The 19,087-nt window shown below is 73.0% G+C and carries 12 protein-coding genes, 1 tRNA gene and 1 pseudogene; 8 read left to right on the forward strand and 6 right to left on the reverse strand.

Annotated elements, in window-relative coordinates:
• Positions 1-340, forward strand: a pseudogene (locus tag ACIQM3_RS14025) (hypothetical protein); the annotation flags it as partial.
• Between the two features lie 182 nt (positions 341-522).
• On the opposite strand, the gene ACIQM3_RS14030 reads toward ACIQM3_RS14025, so the two are convergent.
• Positions 523-595, reverse strand: a tRNA-Arg gene (locus ACIQM3_RS14030).
• A gap of 306 nt (positions 596-901) precedes the next feature.
• On the opposite strand from ACIQM3_RS14030, the gene ACIQM3_RS14035 reads away from it, so the two are divergent.
• The 7 genes from ACIQM3_RS14035 (at position 902) to ACIQM3_RS14065 (ending at position 9,758) form a co-directional block, all read left to right on the forward strand.
• Positions 902-2,545, forward strand: coding sequence for a dynamin family protein (locus ACIQM3_RS14035; protein WP_401623500.1), 1,644 nt, complete (start codon positions 902-904; stop codon positions 2,543-2,545).
• Complete coding sequence (locus tag ACIQM3_RS14040; protein WP_401623502.1) at positions 2,542-4,521, forward strand: GTPase; 1,980 nt, start codon at positions 2,542-2,544, stop codon at positions 4,519-4,521. The genes ACIQM3_RS14035 and ACIQM3_RS14040 overlap by 4 nt, the downstream gene beginning before the upstream one ends.
• 155 nt (positions 4,522-4,676) lie before the next feature.
• Entirely contained in the window at positions 4,677-5,102 is a 426-nt protein-coding gene (locus ACIQM3_RS14045; protein WP_401623504.1) for a single-stranded DNA-binding protein, read from the forward strand.
• Between the two features lie 293 nt (positions 5,103-5,395).
• Positions 5,396-6,769, forward strand: a complete 1,374-nt coding sequence (locus tag ACIQM3_RS14050; protein WP_401624350.1) for a Cys-Gln thioester bond-forming surface protein — start codon at positions 5,396-5,398, stop codon at positions 6,767-6,769.
• A 207-nt stretch (positions 6,770-6,976) separates the two neighbouring features.
• The gene (gene ettA / locus ACIQM3_RS14055) at positions 6,977-8,641 is read left to right on the forward strand and encodes an energy-dependent translational throttle protein EttA (protein WP_104785750.1); all 1,665 of its coding nucleotides are present in this window, start codon (positions 6,977-6,979) and stop codon (positions 8,639-8,641) included.
• Positions 8,642-8,646: 5 nt separating this feature from the next.
• Positions 8,647-9,069 (forward strand): thioesterase family protein, encoded by a 423-nt coding sequence (locus ACIQM3_RS14060; protein ID WP_362926592.1) that lies wholly within the window; start codon positions 8,647-8,649, stop codon positions 9,067-9,069.
• Entirely contained in the window at positions 9,066-9,758 is a 693-nt protein-coding gene (locus tag ACIQM3_RS14065) for a hypothetical protein (protein ID WP_401623506.1), read from the forward strand. The genes ACIQM3_RS14060 and ACIQM3_RS14065 overlap by 4 nt, the downstream gene beginning before the upstream one ends.
• Before the next feature lie 84 nt (positions 9,759-9,842).
• Here the strand turns inward: ACIQM3_RS14065 and ACIQM3_RS14070 are convergent, their stop codons facing one another.
• The 5 genes from ACIQM3_RS14070 to ACIQM3_RS14090 form a co-directional block, all read right to left on the reverse strand.
• On the reverse strand, positions 9,843-10,799 hold the full coding sequence (locus tag ACIQM3_RS14070; RefSeq protein ID WP_401623508.1) for an ATP-binding cassette domain-containing protein: 957 nt from the start codon (positions 10,797-10,799) through the stop codon (positions 9,843-9,845).
• Positions 10,796-13,567, reverse strand: coding sequence for an ABC transporter permease (locus tag ACIQM3_RS14075; protein WP_401623510.1), 2,772 nt, complete (start codon positions 13,565-13,567; stop codon positions 10,796-10,798). The genes ACIQM3_RS14070 and ACIQM3_RS14075 overlap by 4 nt, the downstream gene beginning before the upstream one ends.
• Position 13,568: 1 nt before the next feature.
• Positions 13,569-16,898 (reverse strand): FtsX-like permease family protein, encoded by a 3,330-nt coding sequence (locus tag ACIQM3_RS14080; protein WP_401623512.1) that lies wholly within the window; start codon positions 16,896-16,898, stop codon positions 13,569-13,571.
• 149 nt (positions 16,899-17,047) lie between these two features.
• Positions 17,048-17,452: a globin gene (locus tag ACIQM3_RS14085; RefSeq protein WP_401623514.1), complete on the reverse strand. Its 405-nt coding sequence runs from the start codon at positions 17,450-17,452 to the stop codon at positions 17,048-17,050.
• 73 nt (positions 17,453-17,525) lie between these two features.
• A complete protein-coding gene (locus ACIQM3_RS14090; RefSeq protein ID WP_401623516.1) occupies positions 17,526-18,992 on the reverse strand; it encodes an FHA domain-containing protein in 1,467 nt (488 codons plus the stop codon).
• Positions 18,993-19,087 lie beyond the last annotated feature (95 nt).

Genomic DNA, 19,087 nt, shown 5'->3' on the forward strand with positions numbered 1-19,087 from the left:
CTCGAACGCCGAGATCAACTCGATCGGTGAGGACACGGGTACGTGCCCGCCGGTGCAGAAGTCCGGTGAGGCGTCGGGTACGCCGAAGGACCCGGGCACGAAGTGCACGGACCAGGTCGATTACGCGGGCGACTCGCGCTCGAACGCCGAGATCAACTCGATCGGTGAGGACACGGGTACGTGCCCGCCGGTGCAGAAGTCCGGTGAGGCGTCGGGTACGCCGAAGGACCCGGGTACGAAGTGCACGGACCAGGTCGATTACGCGGGCGACTCGCGCTCGAACGCCGAGATCAACTCGATCGGTGAGGACACGGGCACCTGCCCGCCGGTGCAGAAGTAATCGCTGAGCGCCCCTGCCCCCCACCCCTGCCCGGTGACAGCCGGACAGCGCCGGACCGGCCCTCGCAACCGCCCGAGGGCCGGTCCGGCGCTTACGTTGCTGCTACGCACCGCTCGGTATCGTGCCTCTGCCCAGCGAAGAGGCCCTCCGGGGTGGAGGGCCTCACAGTGGTGCGCGTTATGCGCCCCCGGCAGGACTCGAACCTGCGGCCAAGCGCTTAGAAGGCGCCTGCTCTATCCACTGAGCTACGGGGGCCGGGTGTCCCGGAGGGCGCGGTTCAAGCCATCCGTGACCTTGCGGGGACAAGGATAGGGCTCAGATCACCTCGTCCCGGTTGCTTCACCTGCGTGGCACGATGTGGAGGTTCGGTGAAGCGAACCGATAATCGCAGGTGGGTGCGATTCGTGCATCGCTTTTGACGCCTCGCGCCCCGGGTGTTGTGCACTCGTTATGCCTGCGCCCCACTCGTCCCCTCTGTCCCCCAGGGTGGATCCGCCGCGCAGAGGGGCCTATACGCTTCAAAAAGGCGTCAAAATTGGGCATTCTTCACATGTGGTAACCATGGATGTACGGCCCCAGCTCATCGACGCACTTTCCGCCCTGCGCGACCGTGTCGCTGCCGTGCGTCTTCCACTTCCCCTGCCGGGGGCCCCGCGCGCCCGGCAGACGCGGACCGAACTGCTCGCCCAGCTCGACGACTACCTCGTACCCCGTCTCAAGGATCCCGAGGCACCCCTGCTCGCGGTGATCGGCGGATCCACCGGAGCCGGCAAGTCCACGCTCGTGAACTCGCTGGTGGGGTGCCGGGTCAGTGAGGCCGGTGTCCTGCGCCCGACCACGCGCACCCCCGTACTCGTCTGCCACCCGGACGACCACCACTGGTTCGCCGGGGTGCGGGTGCTGCCACAGCTGACCAGGGTGTGGCTGCCGCCGGGGCAGATCCCGGACCCGGACGGGCTCGACCACCTAGGGGGCGAGGGGGACCGGGACGACACCGTGCTGCGTGTCGAGACCGCGGCGACCCTGCCCCGGGGGCTGGCGCTCCTTGACGCCCCGGACATCGACTCCCTCGTCGTCCGGAACCGTGTCCTGGCCGCCGAGCTCATCTGCGCCGCCGACGTGTGGGTCATGGTGACCACCGCGTCCCGGTACGCGGACGCCGTGCCGTGGCATCTGCTGCGCACCGCCAAGGAGTACGACGCCTCCCTGGTCACCGTCCTGGACCGGGTGCCGCACCAGGTGATCGCCGAGGTGTCCCGGCAGTACGCCGCCCTGCTCACCCGGGCCGGCCTCGGTGATGTGCCCCGCTTCACCATCCCGGAGCTCCCCGAGTCCGCGGGCGGCGGCAGCGGGTTGCTGCCCACCACCGCGGTCGCCCCCCTGCGTGCCTGGCTCACGCACCGGGCACAGGACCCGGCGGCCCGTCAGCAGGCCGTGGGACGCACGGCGTCCGGGGTCATCGACTCGCTCAACGTGCGGATGCCCGAGCTGGCCGGCGCCGTCGCCGCGCAGTACGCCGCGGCCGTACGGCTGACCGGTGTGGTCGAGGAGGCGTACGGGAAGGAGCTGTCGCGCGTGCGACGGAGGCTCCGCGACGGCGCGGTGCTCGCCGGCGGCGCCCGCACCCGGTGGCGCGGATATCCGCTCTACAGCACCGCGGGGGAGCTGCTGGACGCACTCGTGGAGAGCCTGATCGCTCTGCTCCAGTGCGCCGTGGCGGCCTCCGACGAACAGATCCGCGCGGTCTGGCAGCGGGAGCCCGCCGCCGGGATCTTCCGGTTCGAGGACGCCGGCCGGGAGGCCGGCGGATGGGGGCCCGCCGAGGACATCCAGGGCCGGATCGCCATGGCCGTACGGCGCTGGCGGCGCGTCCTGGAGGAGCTGGCCGAGGAGGAGGCGCGGCTGCTCGAACGCAATGCCGCGCCCGACGCCGAGACGGTGGCCGCGCTGCTGGCCGCCGCCCTTCTCGGCGGCCGCCGCGCCAGGGGCGCCGGGGAGCAGCTCGCCGAACGGATCGGCGCCCAGGGGGCGCTGCGCCTCCGCGACAAGGGCGGGGCGCTGCTCACCGACTGCCTGGGCCAGGTCATGCACGGCGAGCGCGACCGGCGGCTCGCCCCGCTGGACGCGCTCGACGTCGCCCCAGAGCCGCAGGCCGAGCTCATCGCCGCGCTGTCCGTACTGCAGAAGGAGAGGTGGCAGCGATGACTGCCGTCACTGACCAGGGCCGGGACCACGGACAGGGACCGGAGCACGAGGGCGCGGAGAACGCCGGGCGGGACGACGGCAGGCGCTGGGACGACGGGCTCATCGCGCGGCGTGCCGCTGAGGCCGCGCAGGAGAGCGCGGAGGCCGAGCGGACTCCCCCGGACGACGAACCGGGACCCCAGGTCGAGGCGTACGGGCTGCCCGGCAGCCCGCTGCGGCCACGGCTGGACGCACTGCGCGAACTGGTCGGGCTCTCCCGCGCCCGGCTCGACGGGGACACCCTCGCCGAGGCGGGCCGGGTGCTCGACGAGGCGTCGGCGCGCCAACGGCTCTCCTCCAGGCACACGGTCGTCGCCGTCGCGGGGGCCACCGGCAGCGGTAAGTCCACGCTCTTCAACGCGCTCGCGGGCGTCCAGATCTCCGACACGGGGCTGCGCCGGCCGACGACCTCGGCCCCGATCGCCTGCAGCTGGACCGACGGCGCCGCCGGACTGCTCGACCGGCTGGCCATCCCCGGGCGGCTCCGGCGCAGGCCGGTGCAGGGCGGCACGGCGACCGACGAGGCGCTGCAGGGGCTCGTTCTCGTTGACCTGCCCGACCACGACTCGGCGGCGACCGGCCACCGTGAGCAGGTGGACCGGGTGCTGGCCCTGGTCGACGCGGTGATCTGGGTCGTCGACCCGGAGAAGTACGCCGACGCGGCCCTGCACGAACGCTATCTGCGGCCCCTCGCCGGGCACGCCGAGATCTCCTTCGTCGTGCTCAACCAGATCGACCGGCTGTCCGGCGAGGCCGCCGACCTGGTCCTGGACGACCTGCGCCGGCTGCTCGACGAGGACGGCATGGCGGTGGGGGAGCACGGAGAGCCGGGTGCCACCGTCATGTCCCTGTCCGCGCTCACCGGGGCCGGGGTGGGCGACCTGCGCGAGGTGCTCGGCAGGTTCGTCCAGGACCGTACGGCGGCGGCGCGCAGGCTCTCCGCCGACGTGGACGCGGCCGCCGCGCGGCTCCGGCCGGTGTACGTCGCCGAGGGGCGGCCGGGGCTCGGCGAGCGGGCCCGGGAGGATTTCACCGACCGGCTCTCGGAGGCCGTCGGCGCGGCGGCGGCGGGCCAGGCGGCGGAGCGCGAGTGGCGGAGGAACGCCGGGCGGGCCTGCGGGACGCCCTGGCTGCGGCTGTGGCGCTGGTACGAGTCCACCCGGCAGCTGGGCGGCGGTCTGGACCTGATGGCACAGGCTCTCGCACCGCCGGAGGAGGAGCTCACCGCCCGGCAGCGCGTGGAGCAGGCCGTACGGAAGCTGGCGGACGACGCGGTGGACGGACTGCCCACGCCGTGGGCGCAGGCCGTGCGCGAGACGGCGGTGAACGGGGCGAAGGGGCTGCCGGAGGCGCTGGACGAGCTGTCGCGGAACGCGCAGGCGGGAGCCGGTGGCCGGGGCCGCGGGGGCAACGCGGACACGGGGTCCGCTCCCGTGGGCCCGGGTGAGCAGGGCGCGGGCGGGGCGACCACGGCGGCGGGGCAGCGGAAGCGCGGCTCAGGTGCCGCCGGTTCCGGTTCTGGTTCCGTTTCCGTGGGCAGGGCCGGCGCGCCGGGCGGCCGCGTCGCCAGGCCGCCCCGCCCGGCATGGTGGCCCGCGGCGGTGCTCGCGCAGGCCTCGATGACGCTGCTCCAGATCTTCGGCGGACTGTGGCTGCTCGGCCAGATCGTGGGCGTGCTCGAACCCGGCCTGCTCACCCCGGCCCTGCTGATGCTGGCCGGAGTGGTCGGCGGGCCGCTCGTCGAGTGGTCGTGCGCGGCGGCGGCGAAGGGACCCGCGCGCCGGTACGGCCAGGAGGCGGAACGGCGGCTCCGCGAGGCCGCCGCCGGGTGCGGCAGGGTCAGGGTCCTCGACCCGGTCGCGGCGGAACTGGCACGGTACCGCGAGGTGCGGGAGCGATATGTGGCGGTGACGGAGTTGTCCACAACCGGCGGGTAATCCACAGGCATCGGCGGGATTCCCGTTTTCCGTCCAGCATGGTTCGCAGCGGATCAGACAGACGCACCGGATCGCACGTCATCGCACCGCATCGGTGCAGGGCGGACAGCGGGCCGGAAAGCGGACGGAATGCGGCAGGAATCGGGGGACCTGAAATGAACGAGACGTCGGTGACGCTGGTGGGAAACGCCGCGACAGCGGTGGACTTCCGGGAGACGGCCACGGGGCCCACGGCGCGATTCCGGTTGGCGGTGACGCCCCGGCGGTGGGACCGGGAGAAGCAGACCTGGACGGACGGCCGCACCAGCTTCTACACGGTGTGGGCGCGGCGGACGCTCGCGGCGAATCTGTCCGGCTCGGTCTCGGTCGGAGAGCCGCTCGTCGTGCACGGCCGCCTGAAGGTGCGCGAGGAGGAGCGGGACGGGGTGTGGAAGACCTCCGTGGACATCGAGGCCGTGGCGGTGGGGCACGACCTGACCAGAGGGACGGCGGCGTTCCGGCGAGTCGCCAGAGCCGACCCCGCGCTGACGACGCCTACGCATCGTCAGAAACCGGCCACGGAAATGGCATCGGTGTCCTGAAGAGGAGGGGGCGCGCCGAACAGGGCTATAACGATTACGAGTCGGAATGCTTATCTGACGGCATGACGGGCATTCCCGTTCGCTCGGCTCCTTACGATTCCCCCGTACTCATGCGGCACTTGAGTTTGCTGGCGGGGCACCTCCCACACGCACACCACGCGTGAAGGCCTCGCCCGGAGGGGAATTCTGTGATTTCTGTGTCTTCAGCCTTCACTTCGTCGTCCACGGCGGCGACGGAGGGCTCCCCAGCGGGCCGGAGCAAGGGCCGCGGTCTCGTCAGGGCAGCCGCCGCGATGCTGGCCACCGGGCTGGTCGCCGCGGGAACGATCGTCGGAGCGACGGCCGCCACGGCCGCGCCTGCGGACGATTCGGGCCAGCACCAGGGTGGTGCGGTCGCCGTACTGGACGGTCTGAAGACCTACGGCACCGCCCAGCTCAACACCGGTGAGGGCAAGAAGCCCCAGGAGCTGCCCGCCGGTCTGTTCGAGATGAAGGTCGACGGCGGCGGCACGATTCAGACCTACTGCATCGACTTCCACACGCCCACCAAGGACGGCGCGAAGTACCTGGAGACCCCCTGGGACCAGTCTTCGCTCGGCGCCAACGCGGAAGCCGGCAAGGTGCGCTGGATCCTGCAGCACTCCTACCCGCAGGTCAACGACTTCGCGGCGCTCGCCGAGAAGGCTGGTACCGGCCCGCTCGACGAGAAGACCGCCGCCGCCGGCACCCAGGTCGCCATCTGGCGCTTCTCGGACAAGGCCGACGTGACGGCCGAGGACGCGAATGCCGAGAAGCTCGCCGACTGGCTGGAGGCGAACGCCGAGAACGTCGCGGAGCCCAAGGCGTCCGTGGGGCTTTCTCCGGCCGCGGTCTCCGGCAAGGCCGGTGAGACGCTGGGTCCGATCACCGTCCACACCGACGCCGGCCAGGTCGCGGTGGCACCGCCCGCCGACGCCGCCGCCAGCGGGGTACAGGTCACCGACAAGGCCGGCAAGCCCGTCACCGAGGCCGCCGACGGATCCGACCTCTACTTCTCCGTCCCCGACGACGCCACCGACGGCTCCGCCTCGCTGACCGTCCAGGCCACCACGTCCGTGCCTGTCGGCCGGGTCTTCGCCGGACTCATCAAGAGCCAGACCATGATCCTCGCCGGCTCCAGCGAGTCGACCGTCTCGGCGACGGCGACCGCCACCTGGGCCGAGAAGGGTGCCGTCCCGGCGGTGACCGCGCAGAAGAACTGCGCCAAGGGCGGCGTCGACATCACCGCGAGCAACACCGGTGACGAGGCGTTCATCTTCGAGCTGGCCGGTACCGAACACACCATCCCGGCCGGTGAGACCCGCACGGTGACCGTCCCGGTCGGCGAGGACGAGGCCTACGACTTCACGATCACCGGCCCTGGCGGCTTCAGCAAGAACTTCAAGGGCGTCCTGGACTGCGAGACCGCCGGCACCCCCGCCCCGGGTGACGACACCACGACCCAGACCGGTTCCGAGCCGACGCCCGCGCCCGCCGCGAGCGCCCCGGGCACCGAGGGTGACCTCGCCGCGACCGGCGGTTCCAGCGCCACCCCCGTCATCGCGGGTGTCGCCATCGCCCTCGTCGTCCTCGGTGGCGGCGCGGTCTTCCTGCTCCGCCGGAAGAAGCCGCGGACCAGCGGTGAGTGACTGAGCACAGGCGCAGCGGGAATGCGCCGGTGAAGGGCCTGGTACGGACCTCCGTACCAGGCCCTTCGTGTTTCCCGGGCCCCTCGGGGCGGGCCGCCCCGAGGGGCCCGTCCCGTACCGGTGACCGGACGGGTTTCCGTCCGGGTGCGGACGTCAGGCAAGATGGGTGTATCTGCCCACACCTCTATTGCTGCCGGACGGTTTCTCTTGGCTGAGTACATCTACACCATGCGCAAGACGCGCAAGGCGCACGGCGACAAGGTGATTCTCGATGACGTCAACCTGAACTTCCTGCCCGGCGCGAAGATCGGTGTCGTGGGACCCAACGGTGCCGGTAAGTCCACGGTGCTGAAGATCATGGCCGGCCTGGAGCAGCCGTCCAACGGTGACGCCTTCCTGTCGCCCGGATTCAGCGTCGGCATCCTCATGCAGGAGCCGAAGCTCGACGAGAACAAGTCCGTCCTGGAGAACGTCCAGGACGGCGCCGCCGAGATCATGGGCAAGCTCAAGCGCTTCAACGAGGTCGCCGAGCTCATGGCGACGGACTACTCCGACGCGCTCATGGACGAGATGGGCAAGCTCCAGGAGGACCTGGACCACGCCAACGCCTGGGACCTCGACGCCCAGCTGGAGCAGGCCATGGACGCCCTGGGCTGCCCGCCCGGCGACTGGCCCGTCAACAACCTCTCCGGCGGCGAGAAGCGCCGTGTGGCGCTCTGCAAGCTCCTCATCGAGGCCCCGGACCTGCTCCTCCTCGACGAGCCCACCAACCACCTCGACGCCGAGTCGGTGAACTGGCTGGAGCAGCACCTCTCGAAGTACGCGGGCGCCGTCGTCGCCGTGACGCACGACCGGTACTTCCTGAACAACGTCGCCGAGTGGATCCTCGAGCTCGACCGCGGCCGCGCCCTGCCCTACGAGGGCAACTACTCCACGTACCTCGACAAGAAGGCCACCCGCCTCAAGGTCGAGGGCCGCAAGGACGAGAAGCGCGCCAAGCGGCTCAAGGAAGAGCTGGAGTGGGTCCGCTCCAACGCCAAGGGCCGGCAGACCAAGTCCAAGGCACGCCTCGCCCGTTACGAGGAGATGGCGGCCGAGGCGGACAAGATGCGGAAGCTGGACTTCGAGGAGATCCAGATCCCGCCGGGCCCGCGGCTCGGTTCCATCGTCGTCGAGGTCGAGAACCTCTCGAAGGCCTTCGGCGACAAGGTCCTCATCGACGACCTGTCCTTCACGCTCCCGCGCAACGGCATCGTCGGCGTCATCGGCCCGAACGGCGCGGGCAAGACCACGCTGTTCAAGATGATCCAGGGCCTGGAGACGCCGGACTCCGGCGCCATCAAGGTCGGCGACACGGTCAAGATCTCGTACGTCGACCAGTCCCGCGCCAACATCGACCCGAAGAAGACCCTCTGGGCCGTCGTGTCGGACGAGCTGGACTACATCAACGTCGGCCAGGTCGAGATGCCCTCGCGGGCGTACGTCTCCGCCTTCGGCTTCAAGGGCCCGGACCAGCAGAAGCCGGCCGGTGTCCTCTCCGGTGGTGAGCGCAACCGCCTGAACCTGGCGCTGACGCTCAAGGAGGGCGGCAACCTGCTGCTCCTCGACGAGCCCACCAACGACCTCGACGTCGAGACCCTGTCCTCGCTCGAGAACGCGCTGCTGGAGTTCCCCGGAGCAGCGGTGGTCATCTCCCACGACCGCTGGTTCCTGGACCGCGTCGCCACGCACATCCTGGCGTACGAGGGCGACTCCAAGTGGTACTGGTTCGAGGGCAACTTCGAGTCGTACGAGAAGAACAAGGTCGAGCGTCTCGGCGCGGACGCGGCCCGCCCGCACCGTGCCACCTACAAGAAGCTCACGCGAGGCTGATCGACTTGGCCCGTCACATCTACAGCTGCCCGCTGCGCTGGTCGGACATGGATGCCTTCGGCCACGTGAACAACGTGGTCTTCCTCCGCTATCTGGAGGAGGCGCGCATCGACTTCATGTTCCGGCTGGCGCCGGGGGACGGCTCGCCGTCCTTCGCCGGCGGGTCCGTCGTGGCCCGGCACGAGATCGACTACGTGCGCCCGCTGGTCCACCGGCACGCCCCGGTGACCATCGAGTCCTGGGTCACGAAGATCACCGCGGCGTCGCTGACGATCGCCTACGAGGTCAAGGACCCCGAGCAGGTGTACGTACGGGCGTCGACGGTCGTCGTGCCGTACAACCTGGCGGAGGAGCGGCCCCGGCGGATCACCGCCGAGGAGAAGCTCTTCCTGCAGGAGTACCTCGACCAGGAGCCCGCCGTCGCATGACAGTGCCTGTGCGGTCGGCGCGGTTCGCCGACGTGAGGGAGGCGGCCGATCTCGCCGCCTTCCTCGGCCGGCTCCTGCACTACGACCGGGCCGCCGCCGTCCGTCTCCAGGCGGGCGGCGGCGCGCTGGCCGTCTTCGGCCGGCCGCCGTCGTTCGAGGTCCTCGCGATCCGGACGGCCCGGCTGTCCGGCAGCCACGACTTCGACGTCACGGTCTCGGCCGGTGAGCTCCTCGAAGCGCTCGCCACGGAGGGGGCCGGCGAAGCGGTCTGTCCGCTGCCCGCGCCCGTCACCGGGCCGCCGTGGGCGGGGCTGCTGCCGCCGCGAAGCGGCTGGCAGGAGCGCCCAGGGCTGCCGGACCCCGTCGACCTGCGCGCCCGGCTCACCGACGCCGTGGCCGAGTTCCGGTCCCGTGACGCGGCGCTGCCCGAGGACCGGCGCACGCGGGCCGAACGCGACCTGATCGGCCACGACATCTGGTCCCGGACGGTCGGGGACACGGAGCTCCCGCTGCGCGCCGTCCACGCCGCCCAGTCCCTCGGCTTCCTCCGCCCGGCGCCCGATTTCCCCGTCGCGCTGTTCACGGCGGGATCCTGGCTGCGGCTGCGCACACCCTTCGGCTCGATCGCCCTGCGCGGTGCGGGCGGTGGCGGCCTCGGGGCGCTCGCCGTGACGGTCGGAACGGCCTGACCCGGACGGCCTGACCCGGACGGCTTGACCTGGACGGCCTGACCTGGACGGCTTGTTCCGACGGCCTGATCCGAACCCGGGCACCTACTCCTTCGGCGCGTCCGGCCACACCCCGATGTGGTCCTGCTCCAGCTCCAGCATCACCCGGTGCTCCATCCCCAGGGCCTCCGTGTAGTCGGCCGGCAGCTGCAGCCGCCCCGCCCGGTCGAGCATCGCGTACTCCCGCGCCACCTGGGACTCCTGCCCCGTCGCCGCGTCCACCTCGGTGCGCCGCAGCACCTCGGACGACGTACGGCCGTCGCGGATCGCGACCGTACGGCGCACCTCGCTCGCCACCGCCTGGTCGTGGGTGACGATGACGATCGTCGTGCCGAGCTCTTCGTTGGCACGCCGGAACGCGGCGAACACCTGCTCGCCGGTCGCGGAGTCCAGCTCACCGGTCGGCTCGTCGGCGAGCAGCACCGACGGATTGTTGGCCAGGGCCACGGCGATCGCCACCCGCTGCTGCTGGCCGCCGGACATCTGGGCGGGGCGGCGGTCGCGGCAGTCCGCGACCTCCAGCATCTCCAGCAACGACTCGGCCCGCGCGGCCCGTTCGCGGTTCCGGCCGCCGCCACGCAGCTGCATGGGGAGCGTGATGTTCTGTGCGGCGGTCAGGTACGACAGCAGATTGCGGGAGGTCTGCTGCCAGACGAACCCGACGACGTCGCGGCGGTAGCGCAGCCGCTCCTTCTGCCCCATCGTCAGCAGGTCGCAGCCCGCGACCTTCGCCGACCCGGCCGTGGGGACGTCCAGGCCCGCGAGGATGTTCATCAGGGTCGACTTCCCGCTGCCCGAGGCGCCGACCAGAGCCATCAACTCGCCTTCGGTGACCAGCAGATCGAGCCCCTGGAGCGCCTGCACCTCCACACCGTCCGTGGAGAAGATGCGCACCAGCCGGTCGCAGGCGATCAGGGCGTCGTGCCCGTACGAAGGCCGGTCACGGCGCGCCGCGGCCCGTCGTTCGAGTTCCGCCAGGGTGGTCTCTGTCGACGATGTCACCGGGTGTCTCCTGCCCTGAGTTCCTTGATCGATCCACGACGGCTCGCCCACCACGCCTGGACGCCGGCCACGGCTGCGGCGAGGACGACCACCCCGGCCGCCGGGAGTGCCAGCGACAGGAGGTCGGCCCGCAGCGATGCGGTGTGAGGCGTCGAGGGGGCGCCGCCGGCCAGTGCCAGCGCGCCCAGATCGACGCCCGGTGCCAGCAGGGCGATGGTCGCCCAGCCGACGAGGAGCCCGCCGAACGCGGCCAGCAGCGCCTGCGGCATCGCCTCGGACGCGAGCAGCCGTCTCCCCTGCCGCGTCGTGAGCCCCATGGTGCGCAGCCGGGCCAGGAGCGTGGTGCGCTCCGGGGCGGTCTGCAGCAGGGAGAGACCTACGGCGAGCAGCGCGTATCCGGCGCCCGCCACGACCGCGGCCCCGTAGATCCGTTCGGCGCCCGACTGCATCGGGGTGTCCACGAACCTCTCGCGCTCCGCCGACCGCAGCCGCACCCCGAACTCCGGCCCCTCGACGCGCGCTGCGGCCGTCAGCCGGCGTCCGTCGAGCGAGGAACCGCTGACCAGCAGGGTCGTGGGATCCGGCTGGGCGAGCCCCTTCGCGTCGACGATCAGGAACTCGGAGTCGCTCACGGCGGAGGTGCGCGTCAGCACCCCGGTGACCCGGACCCGGATGTCTCCCGCCTGCGACCGGATGGTGTGCGGCCGCTCACCGAGCCGCTCGCCGAGGGCGGGCGAGACGAGCGCGGGAAGCACCTTGTCCTGCCCCTCCGGTCCTTCCAGCTTGGCCACGGGGAAGGCCGGCAGCCCGGTCCCGCGCGCCAGTCGCGCGTACGACTCCGGATCGACGCCCATCAGCGTCGCGCGCTTCGTGTCCGACCTGACGTCCAGGCCGGCCGCCAGCGGGGTCCCGTACTCGATGCGTACGGGGGTGACGTCCTCGACGCCGTCCACCGCCCGCACCTCGCGGACGAAGCCTTCGGAGAGCGGGGAGAGCCCGCCCTCCGCGCTGATCCTGGCGTCCGCGCCGACGGCCCGCAGCGACGCCTCGTCACGGGCGTCCGCGACCCCCGCGAGCACCGAGCCGCCGAACGCGGCGGTGGTCAGCGCGATCAGCAGGGCCAGCAGGGGCAGCGTGCCGCTCGACGAGGCCCTGCCCGCGCGGGCCAGCGACAGGAAGCCGACCGCTCCGCGCAGCCGCGCCACGGGGCGGGCCGCGAGGCGCAGCGGCAGCGGATACAGCCGCACGAGTACGAGCGCGGCGATCAGCCCCACCAGGACGGGCGCGGCACTGACCAGAAGATCGGCGCCCGAGCCCGTCGACGTGCCACGGCGGCGCAGCGCGGCGACGGCGCCGACCGCCAGGACGAGCAGGGTCAGTTCGGCCACCGTACGACGCCGGGTGGGCCTGGCGTCCACCATGTCGTCGCGGGCGCCGTGCAGCAGCGGCCTGCGGTGGTTCAGGGCCGTACGGAGTGGCAGCGCCAGGCAGACGAGCACCGCGACGGCGGCCGCACCCGCCGCGGCGGGCAGCAACCGGGCCTCGCGGACGAGGAGGACGGCCAGCAGCAGCCCGAGAGCGGCAGCGGGCAGCACGGCCACCGCCGTCTCGGCGAGCAGCCGCCCGCCGATGCCCCGCAGTGAGCCGCCGCGGGAGCGCAGCAGGGCCAGCTCGTGGTGACGGCGCGCGCCGATCAGCGCGCCCGTCATCAGCAGGACGACCGCGGCCACCGCGCCGATCCCCACGGCGGCCACCGTGACCACGGGGCCGATGGCGGCGCGCATCGCCGTGTACGCGTCGAGGATCGCGTCCAGGTCCGTGGTGAGCGTCGTGACGGGTCCCACCAGGGCACGCAGCTTCAGCAGCGCCGGACCGTTCTCCAGCCCTGCGACAGCGTCCCGAAGCCGGGGCACGTCGGCCGCGGTGAGCCCGGAGGGGTCCGGGGCGAGACGCCAGTACAGCTCCGGCTCGCCCATCGTGTCGAGCAGCGCCGGCCCGGTGCCGGACGCCATGAGCAGCGTCCCCGTCCAGTAGAGGACCGGCGTCGGGGAGCCCGGGTCCTGCGCCAGGGACGGGGCGCGGTAGAGGGGATCGACCGACCAGTAGCCGCTCTCCGGGTGCAGCGGGGTCACGATGCCCGTGACACGTACGGTCAGCGGCTTCCCGCCCTGGGTGGGCACCGTCAGCGTGGAGCCCGGCTTCATCCTCAGCTCTCTCGCGGTCTCCTCGGTGACGGCCGCCTCCACCTCACCGGCGGCGGCGGTCACCTCGCCGTGGGAGGCGGGCCAGCGCCCGGCGGCCAGCTCGCTGTGCTCGCCGAGCGCCGACGGGACGGCGTAGTGGAGCTGGGGAGGCATCGCGTCGGGACGGGGCAGCCAGGCCTCCTCCGCGACGATCGGCTTCGTGGTGTGCACCCCGTAGGAGGAGAGCGGCAGGTCGGCCCGCACGGGGTCGGGAAGCGTCTTCACCAGCGCGCGGTCGATCCCGGCCAGGGACTCCTCCCGCATGGCCTGCTCCCGCACAGGACGCGGCGCGGCGAGCGAGGGCGGCGGAGTGACCACTTCGAGCACACTCTGCCCGGGCGCCGCCGTCGTGACGTCATGGCGCAGCGCTTTCGTCTCGTACACGTCCACGGAACGCGGGAACGCGGCGGCGAGGAAGGCGGTCAGGAACACCAGGACCGCGAGGGCGGCGGAGATACCGGGGGCGGTGCGCAGCCGCGTACGCACCCAGGGGGCGCAGGCGGCCGGGATCTTGGCGGCGTTCATGTCAGTTGTCCCCCTGGTGGCGCAGCGACACCGCGGGATCGGCGCGGCGCAGTGTGATCGCGGCGACGGTCAGCAGCGGCACCGCGGCGACCGAGGCGAGCAGGACCGCGACCTGTCCGGCCGGCAGCAGCACCAGTGCGTCCGGCACGGGCCTCGCGGCCTGCCCGGTCAGCACGACGAGCGGTACGACGGCCCTGGTGAGCACCGCCCCGAGGGCGAGCCCGATCAGCAGGGCGAGGGCGATCAGGACGCCCTGTTCGGCGGCCGCGGTCCGGGCCAGCCGGCGACGGGGCGCGCCCAGCGCGCGCAACACGGCGAATTCGGCGGCCCGTTCACGCTGCGAGCCCACGAGGCCGACGGCGAATCCGACCGCCGCCAGCGCGGCCGCCACCACGGCGACGGCCAGCAGCGCGGACTGCGGTCCCGCCCCCAGCGGGTCGTCCGCCAGCTCCTGCGCCACCTCGTCACGCACCCGCACCTGCGCCGGATCGGTGCCGGGCAGCGCGCGCAGCTCCGCCGCCACCTTCGGGCCGTCGCCGGGTGCGGCGCTCAGCCACCACTCGGTGGGCGCCAGGGTGGCACCCGCCCGGTGGGCGAGCACCTCCGACACCGCCTTCAGGTCCAGCAGCAGGCCCCCGCCCGGCTTCGCGGACGACTCCTCCGAGGCGTCCTCGGGCGCACCGGCAAACGCCCCGGGGCCGGTGGTCGGGAGCTGCCGCACCGACTTCACCAGCTTCACCCGGACCGTGTTGCCCGCCAGCGTGAGGTCGATCTCCTGGCCCGGCTTCGCCCCCGCGTACGTCAGATACGCATCGGTGGCCACCGCCTTCAGCACGGGGGCCGCGGGGCGGGCCGCGGTGATCCGGAGGGTGCCGACCGCGGCGCCGCTGCCCCAGAACGAGTCGTCCGGCAGGGTGGCTCCGGTGCCGTACCGGAACGACGGGGTGGCGCCCGAGCCGGCCACCTCCTGAACCGCCTCGCCGGGGCGGGTCTCGCTCCCTTCGGACACCGTCGTCCCGGCCGTCCAACGCACTCCTTCAGCAGCCGGCGCCGGCTCCTCATGCCCGTCCGTCGTGCGGGCCCGGAGCCTCGCCACGTCGACCAGCCGCTTCTCGGGGCGCACGGCGGGGACCTCCCCGTCCAGCTCGAAGCCGGTCACCGCCAGCTCACCGGCGGCGGACACGGGGAACGACACACTGTGCGCGCGGCCGTCGACGGCCACGGTCCCCGCCCCTATCCGGTACCCGACGCCGTAACGGTCCTCCAGCAGCACGCTCACCAGCGCCGTCGAGGAGGACGGGGACCTCCCGCCGGGCGCCGAGGTGTCACGGATCCGCAGATCGAACAGCACCCGCTCGCTGCCCTCGGGCAGGACCACCCCGGCCCGCGCGGTCCTCGGCGGCGCGATCGCGTCGAACAGCTCCTGCGCAGACGCACCGGACAGGTCCTCGCGCATCAGCATCCGCTCGTCCGCGTGCGCGGTGTCCAGGGCGAGGACTTCGGCGGTCCGGCCGCCGGAGAGATCGGCCGTCGTACGGAAGGCCGGAGCCGCCTCCCGAACGCCCGGAAGATCCGTGTAGGCGGCGGCCTTCGCCGGGTCGCCGGACAGCGCACCCACCATGCGCACCGACGCGCCCGACCTGAAGTCCGCCTGGTCACCCTGCGAACGGTCCCAGGACGCGCTCTGACCGATGGCCAGCATGCCCATCGCCACCGACAGGACCAGCAGCAGCACCGGGCCCGCGCCCCGGAGCGGCCGGCGGCTGAACTGCCAGCCCGCCAGCGCCGCGGACAGCCCCCGCCCGCCCGCCGCACGCCGCTCCGCGAGCCGGGCCGCGGGCGGCAGCAGACGCAGAGTCAGGACGGTGCCCGCGAGCAGGGCCAGCGCGGGGGCGGCGACCAGCAGCGGATCGATACCCAGGTCGCCCTCCCGGTCGCCGCTGAGCGCACCGCTTCCGGACGCCCCGGTCTGCCGGTCCAGCTGCCAGTACGCCACCCCGGCGATCAGCAGCAGCCCGATGTCGGCGCCCGCCCGCACCGGCGTGGGCAGCGTCGCGGCCCGGGCGCCACGACGGCCCCCTCCCGCCGCGAGGGCGGGCGCGACCACGGCGAGCGCGCACGCCAGCGCGACGGCGCCCGCCACCAGCCAGACCGTGCCGTCCACCCCGCCGTCGAGCCGCACCCCGATCCTGCCGAGCTCGCTGCGGGCGGCGAGCAGCCGGGTCAGCGGGCCGGCGAGCAGCGGCGCGACGACCGCGGCGGGCACCGCGAGCAGCAGTGCCTCGATCGCGGCCAGTGAGGCGATCCGGCCCCTGGACCCGCCCCGGGCCCGCAGCAGTTCGGTCTCGCCGCCTCGCTCGCTGCTCAGCAGCCTGGCCACGAGCAGCAGGGCGTACCCGGCGAGCAGGACCAGCTGCACGGCGACGATCATGATCGTGGAGCGGGACACCAGCAGCGCCCGGTCGATCTGGCCGATCACGGTCGGCAGCGAGGTCCGCACCATGGCACCGTCCCCGAGGACCGGGGAGGCGGACAGCGCCCTGGGCCCGTCCGTCGACGCCCGGCGCAGTGCCTCGGTCCGGCCGGTGGTCACCGCCCGGAAGTCGGCGGCGGCCAGCCAGGAGACCGGCCCGGCGCTGACCCGGCCGGAAGCCAGCACGGCGGGGTCGGCCAGCAGGGGGCCGTACGTGGTGAAGACGATCTTGCGGGCGCCGCGCCCGCCGAGCGGGTCCAGCTGCCAGTACGGGTCGTCCAGGTCGGACGCCTCGTACAGGCCGGTGATCTCGACCGGCAGCGACGTCTCCTTCAGCCGATCGGTGAGGGTGAGGCGGGAACCCGGCTTCAGCTTCAGCGCCTCGGCTGCGGCACGGGGCAGCGCGACCTGTACGCGTTCCTTCGCACCACCCGCCCCGGCGTCCGGCAGGCGCCCCGCGGTGAGTCGGATCCGGCTGCGGTCGAGCGAGGCGAGATGCGTCAGATCGGGCTGGTCGCGCCGCGCGGCGGGCGCCTGGAGACCGTCCGGCAGTGCGTACGCCCCCGAACTCTCCAGCTTCCGCACGGTCACCGGCAGCCCGTCGAAGGTGTCGCGGGCCGCCCGGCGCACCGCGGCGTCGGCCTCGCCCCGCTCCTCGCGGTCCACATCGGCGGAGACGAGGAGCGAGGCCTGCGCGGCGGAACGGTGGGTGAGCGTGTGCCGCAGAGCGGCGTCGCCTATGGAACCCGAGAACGCGGTGAGCGCGGCCAGCACACAGGTGGTGAGCAGCACGGCCAGGACTGCGGCGGCGAGCAGGAGCCGGTGCGCGCGCACCCGCAGAAGGACGAACCCCGTCACCTGATCCCCCGAACCCTCAGCAGCCGCACGCCCCCCGGCGTGTACCGGATGCTTTCAGAGTGCACGGGCTCCTGGAAACCGCTTGCGGGTGCACCTTGATGCGATCGTGACCGTTATGCGGCTCTGGAGTACCGGATTCCGCACATGGCTCAGCCGGCGGTATTGATCATCGACGCGGCCGCGTAGGTGAGGTACTCCCACAACTGCCGCTCCTGCTCAGGGGGGAGGCCCAGCTCGTCGAGGGCCACCCGCATGTGGCCGAGCCAGGCGTCGTGCGCCGCCCGGTCCACCTGGAACGGGGCGTGCCGCATCCGCAGCCGGGGGTGCCCCCGGTCGTCGCTGTAGGTGCGCGGTCCGCCCCAGTACTGCATGAGGAACAGGGTGAACCGTTCCTCGGCGGGGCCCAGATCCGCCTCCGGATACATCGGTCGCAGCAGCGGGTCGTCCGCGACGCCCTGGTAGAAGCGGTGGACCAGGCGCCGGAAGGTCTCCTCGCCGCCGACCTGCTCGTAGAAGGTCTGCTCCTGAAGCGTGTCGCGCGGAATCTCTGTCACCCGTCCATCGTCGCAGACACAGCGGCCGAGGTCAGGAGTCCTAGGACTCCTGACCCCGGCCGGCTCCGGCGGTTCAGTCGCGGCGGACCGTGATCGTGGTCCAGGCCCCCACGTGCACCTGGTCACCGTCCTGGAGCGGGACGGGGACATAGGGCTGGATCGGTTCCTCGGCGCCGTTGAGCGTGGTGCCGTTGGTGGAGTTCTGGTCGACCACGGCCCAGGTGCCGTCCGGCTGCTGCACCAGCACGGCGTGCTGGTGCGAGACGCCCGGGTCCTCCGGCGGCACGGCGAGATCGATGTCGGGGGACTCACCGGTGCTGTGCCGGCGGCGGCCGATGGTGATCTGGTTGCCGGTGAGCGGAAGGTGTTGCTCCGGGGAGTACGCGGGCAGGTTGAGCCCGGTCGCCTCGGGGCCGCTGCGCTGCATCATCGCCAGGAAGTAGTCACGGTCCGGGCCGATGACGGCCTTCCAGCTGACCGTCCCCTGGTCCAGGCCGCCCTGGGCGGGACCCTGACCGGGGAACTGCTGCTGCGGGGGGTGAGGCGCACGAGGTGCCTGCGGTGTCTGCGGGCCCTGCTGGAAGGCCTGCGGGTGCTGCTGCTGCGAGGGCGGCGGCAGCATCCAGTCGTCGTCGCCACCGGGCTGCGGCGCCTGCGGCCGCTGAGGCGCGGGCGGCGCGGACTGCTGCTGGAACGACGGCGGGGGAGGCGGCCCCTGCCGCTGCGGCTCGAACGGTGACGGCGGGCCACCCTGCTGACCGGGCCCCTGCGGGCCCTGGCCCTGCTGACCGCCGTGCTGCCCGGGACCCTGCTGTCCGGGGACCTGCTGGCCCGGCCGGCCCTGGGGATCGAACGGCGAAGGGGGACTCTGCGGCTCGAACGGCGAAGGAGAGCCCTGCTGGCCGGGACCCCGCGAGCCCGGGCCCTGGGAGCCGGGACCCTGCGAGCCGGGACCCTGCGAGCCGGGACCCTGCGGCCCGGGACCCTGCGGCCCCTGCGACTCGAACGGGGACGGCGACTGCTGCTGGAACGACGGCGGAGGCGGCGGCCCCTGCTGGAAGGAGGGCGGGGGCGGCGGCGGACCGGGGCGGCTGCCCTGGTCGGGCGAGAGCGGTTCGGCCGGCCGGTTCACCTGCGAAGGCCGGGAGCCCTGGTATTCGAAGGGGTCCCGCTGCTGCTGCGGCGGGCCCTGCTGTGCCTGGAAGCCGGGCGGCAGATTCAGGCCCGGCGCCGGGCCACCCGCGCCGCCCTGCGGGGCCAGCGGGGTGTACGACGTCGCCGTGTTCGTGAGGAAGTTCCAGCGGCACTCCTCGCAGTACGGCGCCATCGCCTCACGCGGGGTGCGGCACTGCGGGCAGAGCTCGGCCTGTGCGGTCGGCTCCCCGGTGCCGGGCACCGGGGGATAGCCGTAACCGGGTGCGGGCGGCGGGGGAGGCGGCGGGACCGCGCCCGTGGGCGCGCCCGTCCCGGCCATGCGGTGTCCGCAGACCTCGCACCAGTCCTCGGAACCCGACTGGTGTCCGTTCGGGCAGGTCGGCATGTCGGCGCTTCCCCCTCTCCTCGTCCGGCCCGGAGGCCGCCATGCTGTTCGGTGCACCGTCCGGTCGGCCGGGGCGGCTCTCCGTACGGTCGGTT

Origin of the sequence: Streptomyces sp. NPDC091271 (genome assembly GCF_044757505.1) — a bacterium.
Classification (GTDB): Bacteria; Actinomycetota; Actinomycetes; order Streptomycetales; family Streptomycetaceae; genus Streptomyces.